We start from the raw sequence: 17,395 nt of genomic DNA, 5'->3' as shown, positions 1-17,395 counted from the left end.
TTTCATTACTTCAACCCAACCTACATTTTCTACATTTTCTAAATCTAAAGATTCTAGAGGGAATCATCACCGCGATAAGAAGATGGAACAAAACACTGATCCGAAATTACCTAAATTCCTCATTGGGTTGCGTCAATACCATCAAAAACAGCATCCCGATGCAACCCCTCTCGTTCCCTTATCAGAATTACGCCGACTCCCTGTGGGAACATTTGGTCGCACTTGGGCAGACTTTGTCGAAACAAATCACCTAACCCCGTTTGATTATGGTCTCCGCCGTCCGCAATATCATGATGGGGTTCATGTTCTCACTGGTTATGGGGTTGATCCTCTTGGAGAAGCGCAAGTACAGGCGTTTTTACTGGGGGCAAAGTGGCATCCTATCAACCTCATTTTTGGACTTGCTTTATCGAAAAAAGCCCGTCGCACTATTGGGAAGGTGCAATTACGAAAGGCTTTGCTCTCTGCTTATCAACGGGGTCGCGCTTCTACTTTCAATCCTGATACATGGACTCCCGAGAAATATTGGCATTTATCCTTAGAAACTGTGCAAAAATACTTCCAGATTTCAATGTAAAGAAATATTGAGAGGATGCGCGATCGCTGTTTACTCAAAAATTTCGGATAAATCTACAACCAATCCAGACAGAATATCTTCACCTGAAAGGGTCAAAGGATTATTTAATACTTCTTTCTTCTTCCCCTGGCGGTAAATTTCTACTTGTCTCTCATCGGGATTAATTAACCAACCTAAGTTGACTCCGCAGTTGATGTACTCCTTCATTTTATTTTGCAACTGATCGAGATCGTCACTAGGACTCATCAGTTCGAGCACAAAATCAGGATCGAGGGGGGCAAATTTTCTTTTTTGTTCTTTGGTTAAACTGTTCCATTTGGAGTTAGTGACCCAGCTAACATCAGGAGAACGAACTGCACCATTGGACAACTTGAAACCAGTAGAAGAATCAAAAACTTCACCTAGTTTGCTTTGTTTATTCCAAAGTTTGATTTGAAAAAACAGTTCGCCATTGCGATTTCCAGTTTCACCACCCGTTGGAGGCATAAAAATTAAGTGACCTTGACGATCAGTTTCCAATCGAGCATCGGGATTATCGCGAGAAAGAGCTTCTAACTGGCGATCGCTAATCCGATCAACTAGAGAAGAAAGATTCAAGGTGAGTGTAGTCATGGAATCGTTTGTGGGACTGAAATAGGGCTATTCTAGCATAAATCATTGGGGTCGCACTTCCACTTTCAATCCTGATACATGGACTCCCGATAGTTATTGGCATTTCCCCTTAGAAACGGTGTAAAAGCACTTCCAGATGTCAATTTGAATTGATTATTGCAACTCTAACTCATTACTGCCTTCTACTCTGCTGAAGACAGCTTTTGCGTGTAATGATTGAGAAAACTCTAGATTGCCCTTGAAATATAGAATTGGGCGATCATAAAAAAATCGCAATGATAGTTGCAAACTATTATCTTTAAGGGTAAACTAGCAACTACAATTGAATTTTCCGAAAACTCAGTCTGGCTTGCCTCAGGTGAGGCTGTGGATTGAGTGATTTTAATGTCCCTTAATAATTGCAAATTATTCTTATTTATTGAACATAATGAGTCATAATTCTTCTGAACAATCAGCAATAAGAACCCAAATTCCTTGTCAGTGCATAGAACGTTGGCAAGTTTATCAACGGTTATTAGAGCTACAAATTCCTTGTCAGTGCCGTTGTAACCACCCTTTGGAAGTGGAGTTAGCAACCCCATTAAAACTTTGGCAATTTTGGAGTGTTATGTGGCGTATTTCTGCATCTCGTAACGCGCTTAGCCATTATTTAGAGCAGTGCTGGCAACTTCCTGAGTATGAAAGCGATTAACGAAAATTGAGTGATTAAGAACAATGGCATTTAATTTTTTCTTCCAAACCCATGATGATGATTATGAAACTGAGGATCACGAACCTCAGAAACCTTGGCGTTTTACCTATTTAGGCGGTCACTTTCAAGAATCCGTCTCTTCTCCTCCTCCCAATAGTTTTCCCCTTGTAGAAGTGACAGAAGGGAACTGGGTGCAGATTGCTGCGATTCCTTATAACTATCATTTCCCCATTGCTGGTGTTACGGTTGGGACTTATTTATTGGTTTTAGGAACAACAAAACGAGGGGCGGTACGTATTCAGGTGATTGGTCAACAAGTAACTCTCAAGAGCGCGATCGCGCAACAGATTTATGTCCGTCCTTTTTATTTTACTAGTTAACTATTGATTAATTTTATATTAAAAATTCTCTAGATAAGAATGAGTTTCAATTACTGAGAAAAAGCGGATAATTCTTATTTGTCAACAAATCAGACTTTTTGCTAATATTATGGCATCAAGAAAAATCGCTATTAAGGTAAAATTCCCATGGCTACTGCACAAGGCTTACTCCAAGCATTTGGAGAAGTAAAGGAAAATCCCGTCTTACTGGAAAAAAATGTTACAGAACCGGTTTGTGAAGGATTAAATATTGCTATTGCTAGCTTCCAGGCTCTCTATCTTCAATATCAAAAGCATCATTTTGTCATTGAAGGATCTGAATTTTACTCCTTACACGAGTTTTTCCAAGAATCTTATGATGAAGTCAAAGGTCATGTTCATGATCTCGCTGAACGTTTAAACGGCATTGGCGGTGTTCCCGTGGCAAGTTTTAGTAAACTCGCAGAACTGTGTCAAATTGAACCAGAAGCCGATGGAGCGTATGCTGCTCGCACCATGGTAGAACATGATCTCAGTGCAGAACAAGCCGTTATTAAACTCTTACGTCAACAAGCAGCACAAGCAGAAAGCCTTGGCGATCGCGCAACCCGCTACTTATACGAGCAAATTCTTTTAGAAACAGAAGAAAGAGCTTATCACTTAGATCACTTCTTAGCCCACGATAGCTTAACTGCTGCTTTTGTCGGAAACGGTAGCAACTAATTCCGATTGGAAAAATACTCCCTAGCCCCCTCCGCCACTTCGGGGGGCATAGATCATAAGTTCGGACATTCTTGCTTTTGAGATTGAATTCGTTGTTGTAGCCATGGGGGAATTCCTAAAACAGCGCGATCGTATAACTGTTGGAATTCTCGTTCATAATGGGCTGCAACAGTAGGACTTTCGATCGCGAGCACAAATTCATCGTTTTGATAATTGGCGGAAGCTGACCAATTATGAGAGCCTGTAATAACGGTTTTTTGGTCAACAACTGCAAATTTATGATGAAGTTTATCTCCTTCTGGAAGTTCAGGAAAGCCAACAGAAGAAAGCCCAGGTTTCCAAGGATTATTATTTTTTTCGGGCTTACAATTTCGGGCTAACATCACCCCTAACAGATCTAAACCTTCGCTGTAATAACGATAAGCAAATCCTGAGTCAATTAAGCCTTGAATATTCGTTCCTCTTTGATGGGTTTGAGCGAGGGTATCGGCTAGTTTTTGGTCAGTAAAGACAAATAAAGCAAAATTAACTGAACTCTGAGCGCGAGCCAATTGTTGATTAATAAAGCCATTACTACTATTTTCCCAAGGTTCAGTTTTAGAAAGAGGTGAAAAGTTAACTTGTACCTTCTGACTACCAATATTAACCATATAAGCCTTGCGCTTTGGCTTTTGTAACCCAAACTGACTATCTTCTTTTCCGCCGACACCATCCCCCCACATGAAATTAAATTCTGTGAGAAAAAGACTAGCCAACTCCTCACTTTTAATCGTTAATAGATTATTTGCATTCCCTTGAGTATTGGGATTCTCTAAATCGCCATGAATTCCACTTAAGGTAAAATTAGCAGATGTTGCTACGAGTATTTCTTCATCAATAATCATAAATTTGTGGTGCATTAAACCACTGCCTTTTGTCCCATCAGCCGTATCGTCAAGAATGGGAATGCCAGCTTTTTCTAAAATAATTAAGGCATCTCGCTGTTCAATTTCTTGGCGGTTTAAAGTGCCATCTCGATTCAGATCAATAAAATTAAATCCAGACTGATACCGACTCCGATCGCGCTGACTCATCTGATTAACTTCACTTTGAGAATAACGACTCCAAGGACGACGATAATCATTTTCTAGAATCACTCGCACGGCGACCCCCTCCCGCTTTTTTTCTACCAAAGCCTGGGCAATTTTGGGTAATCGAAACTCTTGGATGGCAACTTCAATTGTCTGATCCGCCGAAGCAATCGCATCAATAATAATTTGTTCTAAGTTATCTCCAGGACGTTCTTTTTGGCGGTAGGGATCAGTATAATTGGCCCCTCGGGAAGAATTATGATTAAAGTAGGCTTGAATCAAAGCATCTTGGGGAAGTGGTTCTGGACGGGACGTTAAATTATTATTTTGACGACAACCACTTAACGTGATGAAAATAAAGCTAAAAATAGATAAGAGAAGATAACGATTGAACATGATGATTGATGATTATATAGCAGTTTTCACTCTCATTCTGTTAAATTAATCAATTGGTAATACATCATAATTCCCAAAAATCTTGAGAACTTCAGTATATTGAGGTAAATCCTCTAAAGCAGCTTTGACATGAGGATGGCTGGCATTCCCTTCAATATCAATAAAAAAGAGATATTCCCCTAAAGAGCGTTTGGTGGGACGAGATTCAATGCGCGTTAAATTGATTTCTCGTTGGGCAAACACAGAAAGAGGGCGCACTAAAGCCCCTGGTTGGTTGACTCCTGTACTAAAGCCCAATGAAATATATTTTCCGTTGGTAGCCGGTTGTAAACCAACTACCCAAAACCGAGTGCAGTTGCCAGGGTAATCATTGAGAGAAGAAATTAAAATCGGTAAATTATATAATTGAGCAGCCCGAGATGACGCGATCGCGCCACAATGTTCACGATTTGCTTCCTCAGCAAGATAGTGTAACGCCTCAACGGTGGAGGGGGTGGGGACTAACTGCACTTGTGGGAGATAAGATTCCAGTGCTTTTTGACATTGAGCAAGGGCTTGGGGATGAGAATAAACGGTTTGAATCGCCTCTAGAGAATGAGCCTGAGACAGCAGAGAATGAGTAATAGGTAAGACTAACGCCTTTTGAATCTGTAGTCCTTCCAATTGCCACAAAGTATCAAGGGTAACTGTAACACTTCCTTCCGTGGAATTTTCCACAGGAACAACCGCAAAATCCGCTTCTTGTTCAGCAACCGCCTTTAAAGTTTGAGCAATACTGGCATAAGGGCATAAAAGCGAATCCTGTCCTTGAGTCTGTTGTAACCATTGTCGATAAGCTAATGCTGCTGTTTCTGTATGAGTCCCAGTGGGGCCTAAATGAGCAATTGAAAACGTCATAATCTTCGTTCTTTATTTCTTATTTTTGATCAATTCTCTATTACTTACAGCAGAGTTTTCCTCACAATTCCTTTGTTGCTTAGGAAAGAGGATAAACTAGAGTTGCGTTTCTTATACTAATTATTAAACGATGTGAAGTTTCTTTAACACACACGCTTACTTCTCAATCTCTCTGGAATAGACAATGAGAGGATTGAGATCAGAGTTTATGCTGAGAGAGTTGAACCAATCTTATGGAAACTGTACGATTTACCGCGTCTGAATCTGTTAATTTGACTGTTCCGCCAGAAAAGACACCGATTCAACATTATTTACGCCAACCGCAACGTTTGGTGAAAACAATTGCGAATCCAAAACTAATGACACCTCTCTCGGAGAACCGCTTTCACTTAAAAATGCGCCCTTTAAGTTTTCTTGATCTCTATCACTTCCAACCGTCTGCGGTGCTGAAAGTTGTTTCTGATAGTAAGGGGGCTGTAACACTAACCTCAGAAAGTTGTGAGGTTTTAGGGAATGATTACATTAATGATCGGTTTTCTTTACAACTGAAGGGTAAATTAGAACCTGTAGAAGAAAACGGTAAGACTGATCTGCGAGGAATTGCCAATTTAACCGTTGATGTAGATTTACCCCCTGCTTTATGGTTTACCCCGCGACCGATGTTGGAAACAACAGGTAATGGTTTATTAAAAAGTGTGTTAACGCGCATTAAGCAAAAGATTATGAGTCAGTTAATTTCTGATTATCAGAAATGGGCGAACCAAACCGAAACAACAAGCAGCCAAGAATCTTCTGTTTCTTCTCCAAAAACAGCATGAGAGCAATTGATAATTAATCATTAACAATGAATAATGAGGGAGTGACTACGTACTAAGATGGGGACAGTGAGTGACAACTTTTCCCCAGAGAACGAATCACTAGTGTAGAGACGTTCCGTGGAATGTCTCTACCTAATGACTCATGATTGATGATGATTAAAGATGTATTTTCGCGGTTCGGTTTACCATGCTCAGAAAACTTGGTTTTCAAGGCTTGTTTTTCCCTTTGCTCAAATAAAAAAGCTCTTGGAAAAAATCTATGATTTTATTTTGGAGAGCATTTGGAAGGAACTGATTTTTGGGAAAACGATAGAAAATGAAGCAACTAATCTGATTTTATTTCTGATTTTCTCTCTGTTTTCTCTTGCAATCTTTCATTTGCAAGCCTATCGAGGACTGATTTTAGCTTTATTTTTTACACTCTGGCTGATTGATCGCGCGATCGCGCAAAATTATTATAACAAACCTAAGAATAAATTTCTTGTTGCCCTCAAAATTACTGATGATAAACTGGAGTCAAGACAATATTTACCCAAAGGTCAAACCATTGATTTAGAATTTGATCGCGCACGGATTAAAGAAGTTGCCATTTTTCCAAGAACACTATATAGCGATGGGTTTCAAGCTGAAATCAAGCAATGTTGGCAAGTCCTTATTTTCTTACAAGATGATACTGATCTTTTAGTTTCTGAAGAAACTACACCAGAAAAAGCCCTCACTAAAGCCAAACAATTAGCCAACCTGTTAGAAATTCCAATTATATTTCTAGATAGCGAAGGGAATCATCCTTACGCAACTAATGAGTTATCCCCCAGTACAGAGAGCAACTCAAATACAATTAAGGTCAACTCAAAAAGTAACAAATATCATCTTTATTCTCAATGGCGATTACGGGATAGTTGGCAACTCTTGAAACAAATTTTAGTCAAATCGGGCTTTCTAATTTTTGTTATTATTATTACGAATTTTATGGTGCGATTTGGCGCAATTGTTGACGCTTTTTTGACCCCTTTTTTGAGCCAGCAGCAAACGATTATCTATTGGCCCAGTATCACACAATGGTTCAGTCCAAATTTTGATTTAGAAAGTTATCTTGAAATTGGTTTAGCGGTGGGAATTATCATTTTTCAAGGGGCAAGAATGAGCCGTACCCAACAGATTTATCTGGATCAGTCTTTACTGAAATATTATGTTGGCAAACAGAAACAAGGGCAATTAAAAACACCCGAAATTGAGGCAGTTATCTTAATTCCTGAACCTGATTTAATAGTCTTAGTGATTGCAAAAAATCAAGCCCTGATGATTGAGTCTTTACCTAACCCTGACGCACATCGGGAAATCGTAGCCAAGCTGGAACGTACACTTAATCTCCCATCAGTTACTCAGAGAGGGTGAAAGTTCCAGATTGTTACAGAAATCGCTGCACGCGCCAAGGTGCTGCCGTTGGATATAATAGTGATCAACTCAGATCGAGAGGCTCAGGTCAATGACTACTGGTCAGGATTGGATGGTTACAGAAACAGGGGAGTGCCAGATCTGCCCCACCGCCCGAGAATGGGATTTGCTGGAAACACCCTACTATTTCCACCGCTTTTTAACGGAAACTGAAGACCTCCTGAAGCAATCAAGGACAGAGGATCAATGTGATTGTCTTCCTCAGCTACGCCAACTGGTGCGAAAACTTGTCCTCAATTCCTATTGGGTGCAAACTCAACGACCAGAGCCTTCCCCCAACTTTGAGACACTCACCCTTAGCCTTTACGATGAAATTGGATATCCCTTAACTGTTCAAATCGAAACCTATCAACGAGGCGCACAATCCTCAATTCATAATCATGGCACTTGGGGAATTGTCACCATTTTGCAAGGGCAGGAAAAAAATTTATTGTGGAAACGCGCACCTGAGTCCCAGTTTCCTGACAAGATCATTCCTGTGGGAGAAAAAATCCTAGGAGTCGGAGATGTAATTAGCTTTACTCCATCGGCGATCCATTGTGTGCAAGCAATCGGTGAACAGGAGTTGGTGACATTCAATCTGTATGGGGAAACCCATAGCCGACAACGGTTTCAATTTGACCCAACGACTCACCAAGCGAAACCTTATTAACCTTAATTCTAATCTTGGCGACAAGGACGAAAGGAGAGACGATGTTGGGGAGAGGGGCCATATTGTTGAATAGCGAGACGATGGGCGGATGTTCCATACCCTTTATTCGTCGCTAAGTGATACTCAGAATATTGATCTCCCCACAGCCTCACAATGAGGTCATCTCGCCAGACTTTGGCGATAATACTGGCTGCTGCGATCGCGCGTGATCTCGCATCTCCTTGCGTTAAAGTCACTTGAGACACCTCCAAATCGGGCACTTTAAACCGACCATCTACAAAACAGAGATCGGGTTGTGGGGTTAACTTTTTGACCGCTTTTCCCATTGCTTTTAAGGAGGCTTGCAAAATATTAATCTCATCAATTTCTTTTGCGGTGGCGTAACCAATACGAACATCAGCAACAACCGTTTTGATTTCTGTTGCTAGGGCTTCTCGCCGTTTGGCTGAAAGTTTTTTACTATCTTTGGCTGCAATTTCATTTAACTGGGATAATTCCGTTGCGGGAATGATGATCGCTGCTGCAACCACAGGACCAAATAATGCCCCTCTTCCCACTTCATCCACAGCAGCGACGAGAGTAGAGGGGTGCATTTTGGCGAGGGTCTGTGCTTCCAGATTCATGAGTTAATGAGATAATGGTCAGTTGTTGATTCATTATTACTTATTGTGCAACAGCCCACGGTTATTGGCATCGACTTAGGCGGAACCGCAATTAAACTGGGACAATTTTTGCAAAATGGCACTTGTCTCCAACAGACCACCTTACCGACTCCGCAACCCCCTGATCCAGAAGCAGTGACCGACTTCCTGCGGGTTGCTATTCAAGAACTTGATCCCAAACAAACCAGTTGCGCGATCGGTATTGGCACACCAGGTCCTACTGATGCCACAGGAAGAATTGCTCTGATTGCGATTAATCTTGCAGGTTGGCGCGATGTTCCTTTAGCAGATCTGTTAGAGAACAAAATTGGACTCCCGACGTTTGTCGCCAATGATGCGAACTGTGCAGGCTTAGGGGAATCTTGGCTGGGGGCGGGTCGCCATGTCAATAATTTAATCTTACTGACTCTTGGGACAGGGGTTGGCGGTGCAATTATTCTTGATCAGCAACTATTTACGGGGCCTTATGGGGCTGCGGGAGAGTTAGGGTTAATTACCCTCAATCCTTACGGCGATCACTGCAATAGTGGCAATCATGGCTCTCTGGAACAACATTTATGCGTGCAAGCCATTCAACGGAAAACGCAAAAAACGCCTGCTGAGTTAGGGAAACTTGCAGCAGCAGGGGATCAAACCGCCCTTGCCTTTTGGGAAGACTATGGCCGTGATTTAGGGGCAGGATTAGCCAGTTTAATTTATGTTTTGACCCCAGAAGCCATTATTATCGGTGGGGGAATTAGTGCCAGTGCAGCCTTCTTTTTACCCGCAGCACAGCAAGAAATTGAACAGCGTGTGGTTGGCATTTCACGGATGAATTTACAACTGTTAACAGCACAATTGGGCAATCAAGCGGGAATGGTGGGGGCTGCTAAACTCGCTTGGGAAAAGAATCAATTCTGAAAAGAAATGTAAAATAAAGTCCGAAATCGCTCTTAGATCAGTTATTCATTATTACAATAATCAGTAATATTTATGTGATTTGACACTTAAAGATTGTGAGATTTAATTAACTCAGATCATGTATAACTGGTGCTCAATGTGCGGAAAGATATGGACTTGAATTGGAACAATAATCGCATCTTAGTCAGTTTGGGCGCGATCGGTTTTCTGCTTAGCTTAGCAGGGATAGGATTTAATGTATTAGGAATACTAATCTTAGGAATTGTTATTCAGGGAGTTAGTATTGGATTACAATACAAAAATATCAGCTTTCAAAATAGCATAATTGATAGATATCAAGACTCACAAGGAAAACTTTCTTCCTTGGAAGATAATGTCGCAAGACTGGAAACTGAACTTAGCAACAAGAAAGCTGAACTCGAAACAACTAATGGTCGAATTGTAAGCAAGCAAGAAGAATTAAATCAACTGAATTCACGCCTTCAAACTCTAGAAGAGAATAAACAGGATTTACAAAACAGAATCGAAAGTTTACACTATGACTCTCCTGACTTGTCAGAACAAGAAACCTTAAAACAGACGATTGCTAAGTATCGTTTAGATAAAAGAGGATTGGAAGGAGAAATTGAGTCTTTACAGCAACAACGACAGCAACAGCAACAGGAGATTAATTCATTAAAATCGCAAAGTGAACAAATAGAAAATCGGAACAGAAATCAACAACAAACTCTCAATGATTTAGAAGAACGTATCGCTTCCGTTAATCAAGATTATCCCAGTTTATCAGAAAGAGAACAACTTCAACGCCAGATTCAGGAACTACGTTTGAACCGCAGTGGGTTACAAGGAGAAATTCAATCTTTACAAGCACAGCGCGATCGGATTGTTCAAGAAAGAGAAGAGGAAATTCAACGCACTCAATCTTTATTACAACCCCTTGAAGACAGACGAAATCAGCAACAACAAACTCTCAATGATTTAGAAGAACGTATTGCTTCCCTTAATCAAGATTATCCCAATTTATCAGAAAGAGAACAACTTCAACGCCAGATTCAGGAACTACGTTTGAACCGCAGTGGGTTACAAGGAGAAATTCAATCTTTACAAGCACAGCGCGATCGGATTATTCAAGAAAGAGAAGAGGAAATTCAACGCACTCAATCTTTATTACAACCTCTCAATGAGGAAATTCAACGACTTGAAGATAGACGAAATCAGCAACAACAAACTCTCAATAATTTAGAAGAACGTATTGCTTCCCTTAATCAAGATTATCCCAATTTATCAGATAAGGAAGCCTTACAAAAAGAGATTCAGGAACTTCGTTATAGTCGCAGTGGTTTACAGGGAAAAATCCAATCTTTACAGCAACAAACTGAACGACAACAAGAAAGACTCCAACAACTCGAAACACAATTAGAAACTCAACAAAATGAGTTCAATCAACAGCAACAGCAACAAGCAGAATTAGCAGGTGATATCAGTCAAAAACAATCTCAAACACAATCTTTAACCGAGGAAATTGAACAGTTACAGCAACAGAGAGAAGAGTTAAATCAAATAACAACTGATTTAGAGTTTATCCGAGTCAATTATGATCGTTTGGATGCGGAAAGACAAGAACATGAAAATCGAATTGAGGAACTACGTCCAGAGATTGAACGATTAGAAGCAGAAAGAAATCGCATCTTACAAGAAATTCAAAATAATCAACCTGATTATCAGGAAATACAAGAACACCGAAGAAGAGTAAATGATTTAATTTGGCAAGTTCGTGAAAGAGAATCACGGGTAAGAGAGTTAGACAGTGAAATCAGTCAATTGGAAACAATAATAAACTCTCGGAATGGAGAAGTTACTCGTTTAAAACAGGAAAAGCAGGATTTAGAAAGAGAGATTGAGCAATTAAAAGGAGAGATTACAGCAATTAATGAAAGTTCAGAACAAGCCTTGAAATCGCTAAAAGAAGGTTACTGGACTATAAAAGATTTACCAAAAACACAGAAAACAATTGAAAGCGAAACCGAATTTATTACCCGTTTTTCTGAGTTTTTACACAATCAAGGATTGAGTTTTCCCAGTCGTGCGATTAAAAGTTTTCACACTTCCTTAAAAGTTCAAGATATCTCAGCCCTTACCATTTTAGCAGGGATTAGCGGGACAGGAAAAAGTGAACTTCCTCAACAATATGCGAAGTTTATTGGCGCACAATTTTTGATGCTTCCAGTTCAACCGCGCTGGGATTCTCCTCAAGATTTATTAGGCTTTTATAACTATGTCGAACAAAAATATAAACCTACTGATTTGATGCAAGGATTATATCAGTTTAATCACCAAGAAACCTTACAAGACAGATTGGTAATTGTGTTGTTAGACGAGATGAACTTAGCACGGGTAGAATATTATTTTAGTGAGTTTCTCTCCAAGTTAGAAACCCGCCGATCTGAAGCAACATATTTATATATTGATGTGGGAAGTCTTCCCCTTCCTGATAAAGAAAGACGAGTGAGACTCCCTGAACAATTTTTGTTTGTGGGAACAATGAATGAAGATGAAACTACACAGACTTTATCGGATAAAGTATTAGATCGGGCGAACGTTTTAACTTTTGGAAAACCCTCTCAGTTACAACTGAAAGGAAACAGTAATAGTCATCAAACTCCCGTTGAGTATTTAAGTTATAATGACTTTCAAGGATGGATTAAACAACCGCATCAAAATGACACGGTAGTTGAAAACGTTAAAGACTATCTTGATCAAACTAACCAAGTGATGGAAAAATTAGGCTATCCCTTCGCCCATCGGGTGTATCAAGCGGTTACAAAATATGTTGTAAATTATCCTAGTGTTGTTGATAGTAATTCGCCAGAATTTAAAAGCGCGATCGCGGATCAGTTTGGTCAAAAAATCTTACCCAAGTTGCGCGGTTTGATGGTAGATGAAGCCAAATCAGAATTAGATGAATTACAAACAATTCTCCAAGATATTGATGATAAAAGTCTGATTCATGCGTTTGAAAATGCGCGACAAGGTAAGTTTGGACAGTTTCAATGGCGCGGGTTAGTATATGAAGAAGCGGGAGATAATCAGTGATGCTTTATCCCAACTTATTCGCTTATCTTAATGATCATTCGGGGGAGGAAGATCGAGTAATTGAAGGGCGCGATCGCGCGATCCTTACCACTCATTCCACCACTCTAGAAATCTCTTTTCCTTACCTAAAACCAACAGATGTTTTCCCTCCAGACAATCAGTTACAGACAACCATTTCTCTCACCGATGACAACATTTCCCTGACAGTGACAGATGAAGTTTTAGACATCGAAACTATTGAAGATGAAAGCGAAATTCCCCACTGGGAAGAGAGACTGGGAAAACGACTTGATGATCAGAATACTTTACTAATCGCTGTCTTTAATCAGATATTTAACCAGATTACCACTCAATCTCATTCCCCAAAAGAAGACGGAAACTATCTCTTGATTCAGCTTCCTGTTGCGTTAGCAAATTTCAACCGCGAAGACGCAAAACTTCCTCTCGTTGTCAGCTTAGAAAGACGATACCAACTCACCCATAACCTGCGCTTGATTTCCACAAAACTCCGTCATCAACTGCGACGAAAACCAGAGATGATGTCAGTGGGGAAAATTCAAGAAATGGATGAATACTGTTTGCGAGACTATGTGAGAAAACCAGGGAAAACCGCAGCAGAGAAAGCAGGATCGAAACAGCAACTGATGGGGATAAAACGGGAAGAAGATTACAACACTCCCGAAAATAAATTTCTCGTTTACTGTTGTCGTATCCTTCATCTTAACTGTCGTCAGTATCGAGAGACGGGAAACACTCAGTATCAAGAAGAAGTGGGAAAGATTCAGCGATCGATTGATGGATTTTATCAGTTACCTGAAGTAAAAAACATCCAGACACAACAATATCATTTCACCAAACCTAACTATGTTTTACAACAAAATCCCATCTACCGCCGTTTCTATCAAGGATATCTCGACTATATCGAAAAGCGATATTCAACTAAAAAAGTTTGGTCATATCGTCAACGGCTATTTAGTGATTGGGTGGGAGTCAGTCTCTTAGCAACCTTAACCTGTTTCTCGGGAAGTTATGTTTCTCTTCTCGGGAGTCTCCCTGTTAGCAAAACTCCTGAATATGGAGAATATTTGTCTAAGAGTAATCCTGATCCGATTATGATCTTTCTGCGAGACAGAGTTTATCAGTTTCAACTCCGAAAACCGACAACAGGAGAAACCCATTGTGATTGGATATTAACTGTCACCGTCAACTGGTTAGACAGCGAAACTATAGAAGATCAACACCTGAAGATTTGGAATTTTTGGTATCTTCCCAGTCTGGAAACCAGACAAGAAGCAGAAATCTACTTTCAAACCGAAACAGGAATTGTCTTTTTTTTAGAATCTCCTCCCGATGACAACCTAGACATTTATCCGTCTTGGTTACAACAACTTCCTCACCCTCTTACCGAAGACGGGTTAACCCACATTAGACAAACCCTCGCTAGAATTATTGAACAATGGATCAACAACAATTTTGGGAAAACCTCATAGCGACTTGTCATCAAGAATGGGAAAGAGAGAGACTGATTCAACTCCAAACCTCTCCCACCTCACCGATAAAGTTAATTTTAGAAACCGTGTGTGGGGAGAGATATTATTGTTTTCAACGGAGTCAGTTAAACCTGAAACGAATCACTTCATCCCTTCCCGTGAGTGGGAATCAGAAAATTGGTTTAGAAATAGCTGCGGGAAACAGCGCGATCGCGCTACTATTAGGACAACCCGCCACAGGAAAAACCCGTATTGCTTACAACTTAGCCAACGCAGCGATTCAACAGCAAAAGCGAGTTTTAATTTTAAGCAAGTTTCCTACAACACTAGAGAGTTATCAAGACTTACCCAACTTCCCTTATTGGGTGGGGAGAGAATCATCTTTTAATCTCCAACAACAACTGAATCATCCCAAGATTAACTACACTCCTCCCCATCTTCTTCCCGATCGAATTTTAGATCAACTGCGAACACCACAAAAACTAGAAACATGGTTACAGAGAATAGAAACCACCTCTCCTTCTAGAGAAACCTTGAGTCAACAACTGGAAACCGAGTTTCCTGATCTGACAGAAACCAGAAGAGACTTACTCGCAAAGACACTTCTGACACATACTGGGTTATTGCGGGAACAACTCAAACTGTTCCAACTGTATCAAAACTTATCAGCCGAAGGAAGAGAGAAACTGATCCAAAACCTTCGTAGTGAAAGAAACAGTCCTATTTTAGGCGCGATCGCAGACTGTTTACAACCCCAACAGCAATGGTTACACCAAACCCCCTTTGACTTAATCATTGTCGAAGACTCCCACCATCTCCACTGGAAAGACTTAATCTTGATTGCGGGAATGGGAGATAAACTGGTGTTACTCGGTGAAGAAATCCCACAGCGTCAAACAGGAAGACAACGGAAAAAAGTTTCCTTTCATCGCTATCCTTATAGCTTCCACTGGTTATCCCATCATCTTCTTCCCTGTTATACCTATACCCTCTGCGAACAATATCGCCTTCATCCTCAACTCGCAACCCCCATTTATGATCTGATCAGCAACAGATGGATACAGAATAACTACATATATATAGATACGCTAGAGACTTCTCTCCCTTCTCATCCTCATCTGTCATGGTGGGATATTCGTGACAGTAACTTTTCCTCACCCTTGTTAGAGTATCTCTCCTCTCTTCCTCCTCAACAGACTTCCGATGTGGGAGTGATTACCTTTTCTGAAACCACTCGTAATGAAATACAAACCAACATCAAAGATATCTATCCCCAAGTGAGAGTTAAAGACATTACCCACTGGGTAGGAAAAGAAAGTCTGATGATTGTTTTATGTTGCGACATCTCACCCGATACCCTTTCCCCAGAAAAGATCAACATTGCGTTAACCAGAGGGAAAACCCATCTGATGATCTTGGGAGATGTTTCCCAATGGAGAGAGACAAACACCCTTCTCTCAAAACTCCTCTCTCATCCCAACTTAGAAACGATAAGGAAAGTAACCCTATGAAAATCAAAGATTTCCATTACTCATCCCATCTTCAACAATTAACACCACACATCAACCCATCATTCCCTTACGAAGGGGGTTAGGGGGATATATATCTATTTCCGACAAAGAAGGTGAAACAATGAAAATCAAATCTAAACTTCACGGTAACTTCTACCGTCTCCCTGAAACAGACACCACTCTTATCCCATCTTCAACAATTAACACCACACATCAACCCATCATTCCCCCCTTACGAAGGCAGGGCTGTTTCATTCTCGGGGTAAAATTGTAAATGTAAAGCGCGATCGCGTAACTAAATCCACAGCGCGATTGCGCTCCGCGCACCAAATCGAAGATTTGATCGCGCATTTTTAGAAAAATTTCTAATATGTCTAGTTTAATCAGTTTCTTAAAACAAGTCAAGGACTGGCGGGATTCCAGTGGAAAAAGATATCCCCTATGGTGGATACTCCTAATTGTTATTTTAGGGCTAATGGTAGGTTGTTTAAGTTATAGAGACCTATCTGCTTTTGCTAAGAATCATCATGACTATCTTCTTCGCCTTGCCAAAAATACTCACCTTAAAGTTCCATCCTACTCCACCATTAGAAGAATCATGATGGGAATAGAAAATGATAATTTAATTCCAATTTTTAATCAATGGGCAACTCAATTATCTTCAAAAGAAGAAATTCCAGATTGGATCGCGATCGATGGCAAAAGTATTAAATCAACTTTAACTGATACCTACGGAAATAAACAGAATTTTGCTTCAATTGTCTCTTGGTTTTCTCAAGAAAATGGATTGGTTTTAGCCTTGGAAAAATTGGAGAATAAAAAGACTTCAGAAATTCACTGTGTTCGAGAAATGGTGGATAATACACCTTTATTCAATAAGATTTTGACTCTAGATGCTGTCCACTGTCAAAAAGAAACAATTAGAACGATTAATCGCTCTCATAATGATTATGTAATTGCGGTTAAGAAAAATCAACCTAAGTTGTACAACAGTTTAGAAGAAATTGCTCACAATCAGATTCCTTTTCAAGAGAATATCTGCACCGACACGAGTCATGGACGACAAATTACTCGCCAAGTCTCTGTTTTTGAAGTTTCCAGAAAAAGTTCCTAAGATTTGGCAAGGAAGTCAGTATTTTATTAAAGTAGAAAGGAAAGGTTATCGAAAAGACAAGCCTTATCATCAAATCGTTATTATTTAAGTAGTTGTGATCAAACAGCTAAAAAATTTAGTGAAAAAATTCAGGGACATTGGGGAATTGAAAACCAACTACATTGGGTCAAAGATGTTATTTTTGCTGAAGATACTTCCCCAATACACCATCTTCAGTCAGCAGTCAACTTTTCAGTTTTAAAGACCATTTGTCTCAATCTTTTTAGATTATTAGGCTTTTTATCAATTACCGAAGGGCGAAGATGGCTTGGACAGAGGCTTTGGCTACTCCCCATTTTGATAGAATGAAACAGCCCTGCCTTACGAAGGGGGTTA

16 protein-coding genes and 1 pseudogene are annotated in these 17,395 nt (G+C 40.1%); 12 read left to right on the top strand and 5 right to left on the bottom strand.

Annotation, left to right across the window (positions count from 1 at the left end):
* Window positions 1-82: 82 nt before the first annotated feature.
* Window positions 83-577, top strand: coding sequence for a Coq4 family protein (locus PCC7418_RS04705; RefSeq protein ID WP_015225025.1), 495 nt, complete (start codon window positions 83-85; stop codon window positions 575-577).
* 30 nt (window positions 578-607) lie between these two features.
* Here the strand turns inward: PCC7418_RS04705 and PCC7418_RS04700 are convergent, their stop codons facing one another.
* Window positions 608-1,189: a Uma2 family endonuclease gene (locus PCC7418_RS04700; RefSeq protein ID WP_015225024.1), complete on the bottom strand. Its 582-nt coding sequence runs from the start codon at window positions 1,187-1,189 to the stop codon at window positions 608-610.
* Between the two features lie 427 nt (window positions 1,190-1,616).
* Between PCC7418_RS04700 and PCC7418_RS19715 the strand changes: the two genes are divergently transcribed.
* The 3 genes from PCC7418_RS19715 (at window position 1,617) to PCC7418_RS04685 (ending at window position 2,962) form a co-directional block, all read left to right on the top strand.
* Window positions 1,617-1,880, top strand: coding sequence for an Asr1405/Asl0597 family protein (locus PCC7418_RS19715; protein ID WP_015225023.1), 264 nt, complete (start codon window positions 1,617-1,619; stop codon window positions 1,878-1,880).
* 23 nt (window positions 1,881-1,903) lie between these two features.
* Entirely contained in the window at window positions 1,904-2,260 is a 357-nt protein-coding gene (locus PCC7418_RS04690; RefSeq protein WP_015225022.1) for a ferrous iron transport protein A, read from the top strand.
* A gap of 147 nt (window positions 2,261-2,407) precedes the next feature.
* Window positions 2,408-2,962, top strand: coding sequence for a Dps family protein (locus PCC7418_RS04685; RefSeq protein ID WP_015225021.1), 555 nt, complete (start codon window positions 2,408-2,410; stop codon window positions 2,960-2,962).
* 53 nt (window positions 2,963-3,015) lie between these two features.
* Here PCC7418_RS04685 and PCC7418_RS04680 read toward each other — a convergent pair whose 3' ends face one another.
* Together PCC7418_RS04680 and pheA are read right to left on the bottom strand one after the other, a co-directional pair.
* Window positions 3,016-4,428, bottom strand: coding sequence for a phospholipase D-like domain-containing protein (locus PCC7418_RS04680; protein ID WP_015225020.1), 1,413 nt, complete (start codon window positions 4,426-4,428; stop codon window positions 3,016-3,018).
* A 45-nt stretch (window positions 4,429-4,473) separates the two neighbouring features.
* Window positions 4,474-5,325 carry a prephenate dehydratase gene (gene pheA, locus PCC7418_RS04675; protein WP_015225019.1) on the bottom strand — a complete coding sequence of 284 codons (852 nt, stop codon included), beginning with the start codon at window positions 5,323-5,325 and terminating at the stop codon, window positions 4,474-4,476.
* Window positions 5,326-5,558: 233 nt separating this feature from the next.
* Between pheA and PCC7418_RS04670 the strand changes: the two genes are divergently transcribed.
* From PCC7418_RS04670 to PCC7418_RS04660, 3 genes are all read left to right on the top strand, one after another.
* Window positions 5,559-6,143 (top strand): DUF1997 domain-containing protein, encoded by a 585-nt coding sequence (locus PCC7418_RS04670; RefSeq protein ID WP_015225018.1) that lies wholly within the window; start codon window positions 5,559-5,561, stop codon window positions 6,141-6,143.
* 246 nt (window positions 6,144-6,389) lie between these two features.
* On the top strand, window positions 6,390-7,538 hold the full coding sequence (locus PCC7418_RS04665) for a hypothetical protein (RefSeq protein WP_150107025.1): 1,149 nt from the start codon (window positions 6,390-6,392) through the stop codon (window positions 7,536-7,538).
* A gap of 91 nt (window positions 7,539-7,629) precedes the next feature.
* Window positions 7,630-8,250, top strand: a complete 621-nt coding sequence (locus PCC7418_RS04660) for a cupin (RefSeq protein ID WP_015225016.1) — start codon at window positions 7,630-7,632, stop codon at window positions 8,248-8,250.
* A gap of 8 nt (window positions 8,251-8,258) precedes the next feature.
* Here PCC7418_RS04660 and PCC7418_RS04655 read toward each other — a convergent pair whose 3' ends face one another.
* Window positions 8,259-8,873, bottom strand: a complete 615-nt coding sequence (locus PCC7418_RS04655) for a ribonuclease HII (RefSeq protein WP_015225015.1) — start codon at window positions 8,871-8,873, stop codon at window positions 8,259-8,261.
* Between the two features lie 45 nt (window positions 8,874-8,918).
* On the opposite strand from PCC7418_RS04655, the gene PCC7418_RS04650 reads away from it, so the two are divergent.
* The 4 genes from PCC7418_RS04650 to PCC7418_RS04635 all read left to right on the top strand — a co-directional run bounded on the left by PCC7418_RS04650 (window position 8,919) and on the right by PCC7418_RS04635 (window position 15,906).
* Complete coding sequence (locus PCC7418_RS04650) at window positions 8,919-9,812, top strand: ROK family protein (protein WP_015225014.1); 894 nt, start codon at window positions 8,919-8,921, stop codon at window positions 9,810-9,812.
* 150 nt (window positions 9,813-9,962) lie between these two features.
* Window positions 9,963-12,905 (top strand): AAA family ATPase, encoded by a 2,943-nt coding sequence (locus PCC7418_RS04645; protein WP_051030521.1) that lies wholly within the window; start codon window positions 9,963-9,965, stop codon window positions 12,903-12,905.
* Window positions 12,905-14,395 carry a DUF2357 domain-containing protein gene (locus tag PCC7418_RS19275; RefSeq protein WP_015225012.1) on the top strand — a complete coding sequence of 497 codons (1,491 nt, stop codon included), beginning with the start codon at window positions 12,905-12,907 and terminating at the stop codon, window positions 14,393-14,395. The genes PCC7418_RS04645 and PCC7418_RS19275 overlap by 1 nt, the downstream gene beginning before the upstream one ends.
* Complete coding sequence (locus PCC7418_RS04635; RefSeq protein WP_015225011.1) at window positions 14,362-15,906, top strand: DNA2/NAM7 family helicase; 1,545 nt, start codon at window positions 14,362-14,364, stop codon at window positions 15,904-15,906. Before PCC7418_RS19275 ends, PCC7418_RS04635 begins: the two co-directional genes overlap by 34 nt.
* 213 nt (window positions 15,907-16,119) lie before the next feature.
* Here the strand turns inward: PCC7418_RS04635 and PCC7418_RS20420 are convergent, their stop codons facing one another.
* Window positions 16,120-16,257 carry a hypothetical protein gene (locus PCC7418_RS20420; protein WP_171814883.1) on the bottom strand — a complete coding sequence of 46 codons (138 nt, stop codon included), beginning with the start codon at window positions 16,255-16,257 and terminating at the stop codon, window positions 16,120-16,122.
* A 19-nt stretch (window positions 16,258-16,276) separates the two neighbouring features.
* Here PCC7418_RS20420 and PCC7418_RS04630 point away from each other — a divergent pair.
* Window positions 16,277-17,368: pseudogene (locus PCC7418_RS04630) on the top strand (ISAs1 family transposase).
* Window positions 17,369-17,395 lie beyond the last annotated feature (27 nt).

It is taken from the genome of Halothece sp. PCC 7418, assembly GCF_000317635.1.
Classification (GTDB): domain Bacteria; phylum Cyanobacteriota; class Cyanobacteriia; order Cyanobacteriales; family Rubidibacteraceae; genus Halothece.
The sequence above is the reverse complement of the archived record's forward strand: the minus strand, read 5'-3'. Positions and strand labels throughout refer to the sequence as shown.

What these genes read in the sequence shown, in the direction of transcription:
- PCC7418_RS04660 (WP_015225016.1), top strand. Translation starts at nt 7,630, where the DNA reads ATGACTACTGGTCAGGATTGGATGGTTACAGAAACAGGGGAGTGCCAG.
- PCC7418_RS04685 (WP_015225021.1), top strand. Translation starts at nt 2,408, where the DNA reads ATGGCTACTGCACAAGGCTTACTCCAAGCATTTGGAGAAGTAAAGGAA.
- PCC7418_RS04670 (WP_015225018.1), top strand. Translation starts at nt 5,559, where the DNA reads ATGGAAACTGTACGATTTACCGCGTCTGAATCTGTTAATTTGACTGTT.
- PCC7418_RS04635 (WP_015225011.1), top strand. Translation starts at nt 14,362, where the DNA reads ATGGATCAACAACAATTTTGGGAAAACCTCATAGCGACTTGTCATCAA.
- pheA (WP_015225019.1), bottom strand. Translation starts at nt 5,325, where the DNA reads ATGACGTTTTCAATTGCTCATTTAGGCCCCACTGGGACTCATACAGAA.
- PCC7418_RS19715 (WP_015225023.1), top strand. Translation starts at nt 1,617, where the DNA reads ATGAGTCATAATTCTTCTGAACAATCAGCAATAAGAACCCAAATTCCT.
- PCC7418_RS04690 (WP_015225022.1), top strand. Translation starts at nt 1,904, where the DNA reads ATGGCATTTAATTTTTTCTTCCAAACCCATGATGATGATTATGAAACT.
- PCC7418_RS04655 (WP_015225015.1), bottom strand. Translation starts at nt 8,873, where the DNA reads ATGAATCTGGAAGCACAGACCCTCGCCAAAATGCACCCCTCTACTCTC.
- PCC7418_RS04680 (WP_015225020.1), bottom strand. Translation starts at nt 4,428, where the DNA reads ATGTTCAATCGTTATCTTCTCTTATCTATTTTTAGCTTTATTTTCATC.
- PCC7418_RS20420 (WP_171814883.1), bottom strand. Translation starts at nt 16,257, where the DNA reads ATGCGCGATCAAATCTTCGATTTGGTGCGCGGAGCGCAATCGCGCTGT.
- PCC7418_RS04700 (WP_015225024.1), bottom strand. Translation starts at nt 1,189, where the DNA reads ATGACTACACTCACCTTGAATCTTTCTTCTCTAGTTGATCGGATTAGC.
- PCC7418_RS04705 (WP_015225025.1), top strand. Translation starts at nt 83, where the DNA reads ATGGAACAAAACACTGATCCGAAATTACCTAAATTCCTCATTGGGTTG.
- PCC7418_RS04645 (WP_051030521.1), top strand. Translation starts at nt 9,963, where the DNA reads ATGGACTTGAATTGGAACAATAATCGCATCTTAGTCAGTTTGGGCGCG.
- PCC7418_RS19275 (WP_015225012.1), top strand. Translation starts at nt 12,905, where the DNA reads ATGCTTTATCCCAACTTATTCGCTTATCTTAATGATCATTCGGGGGAG.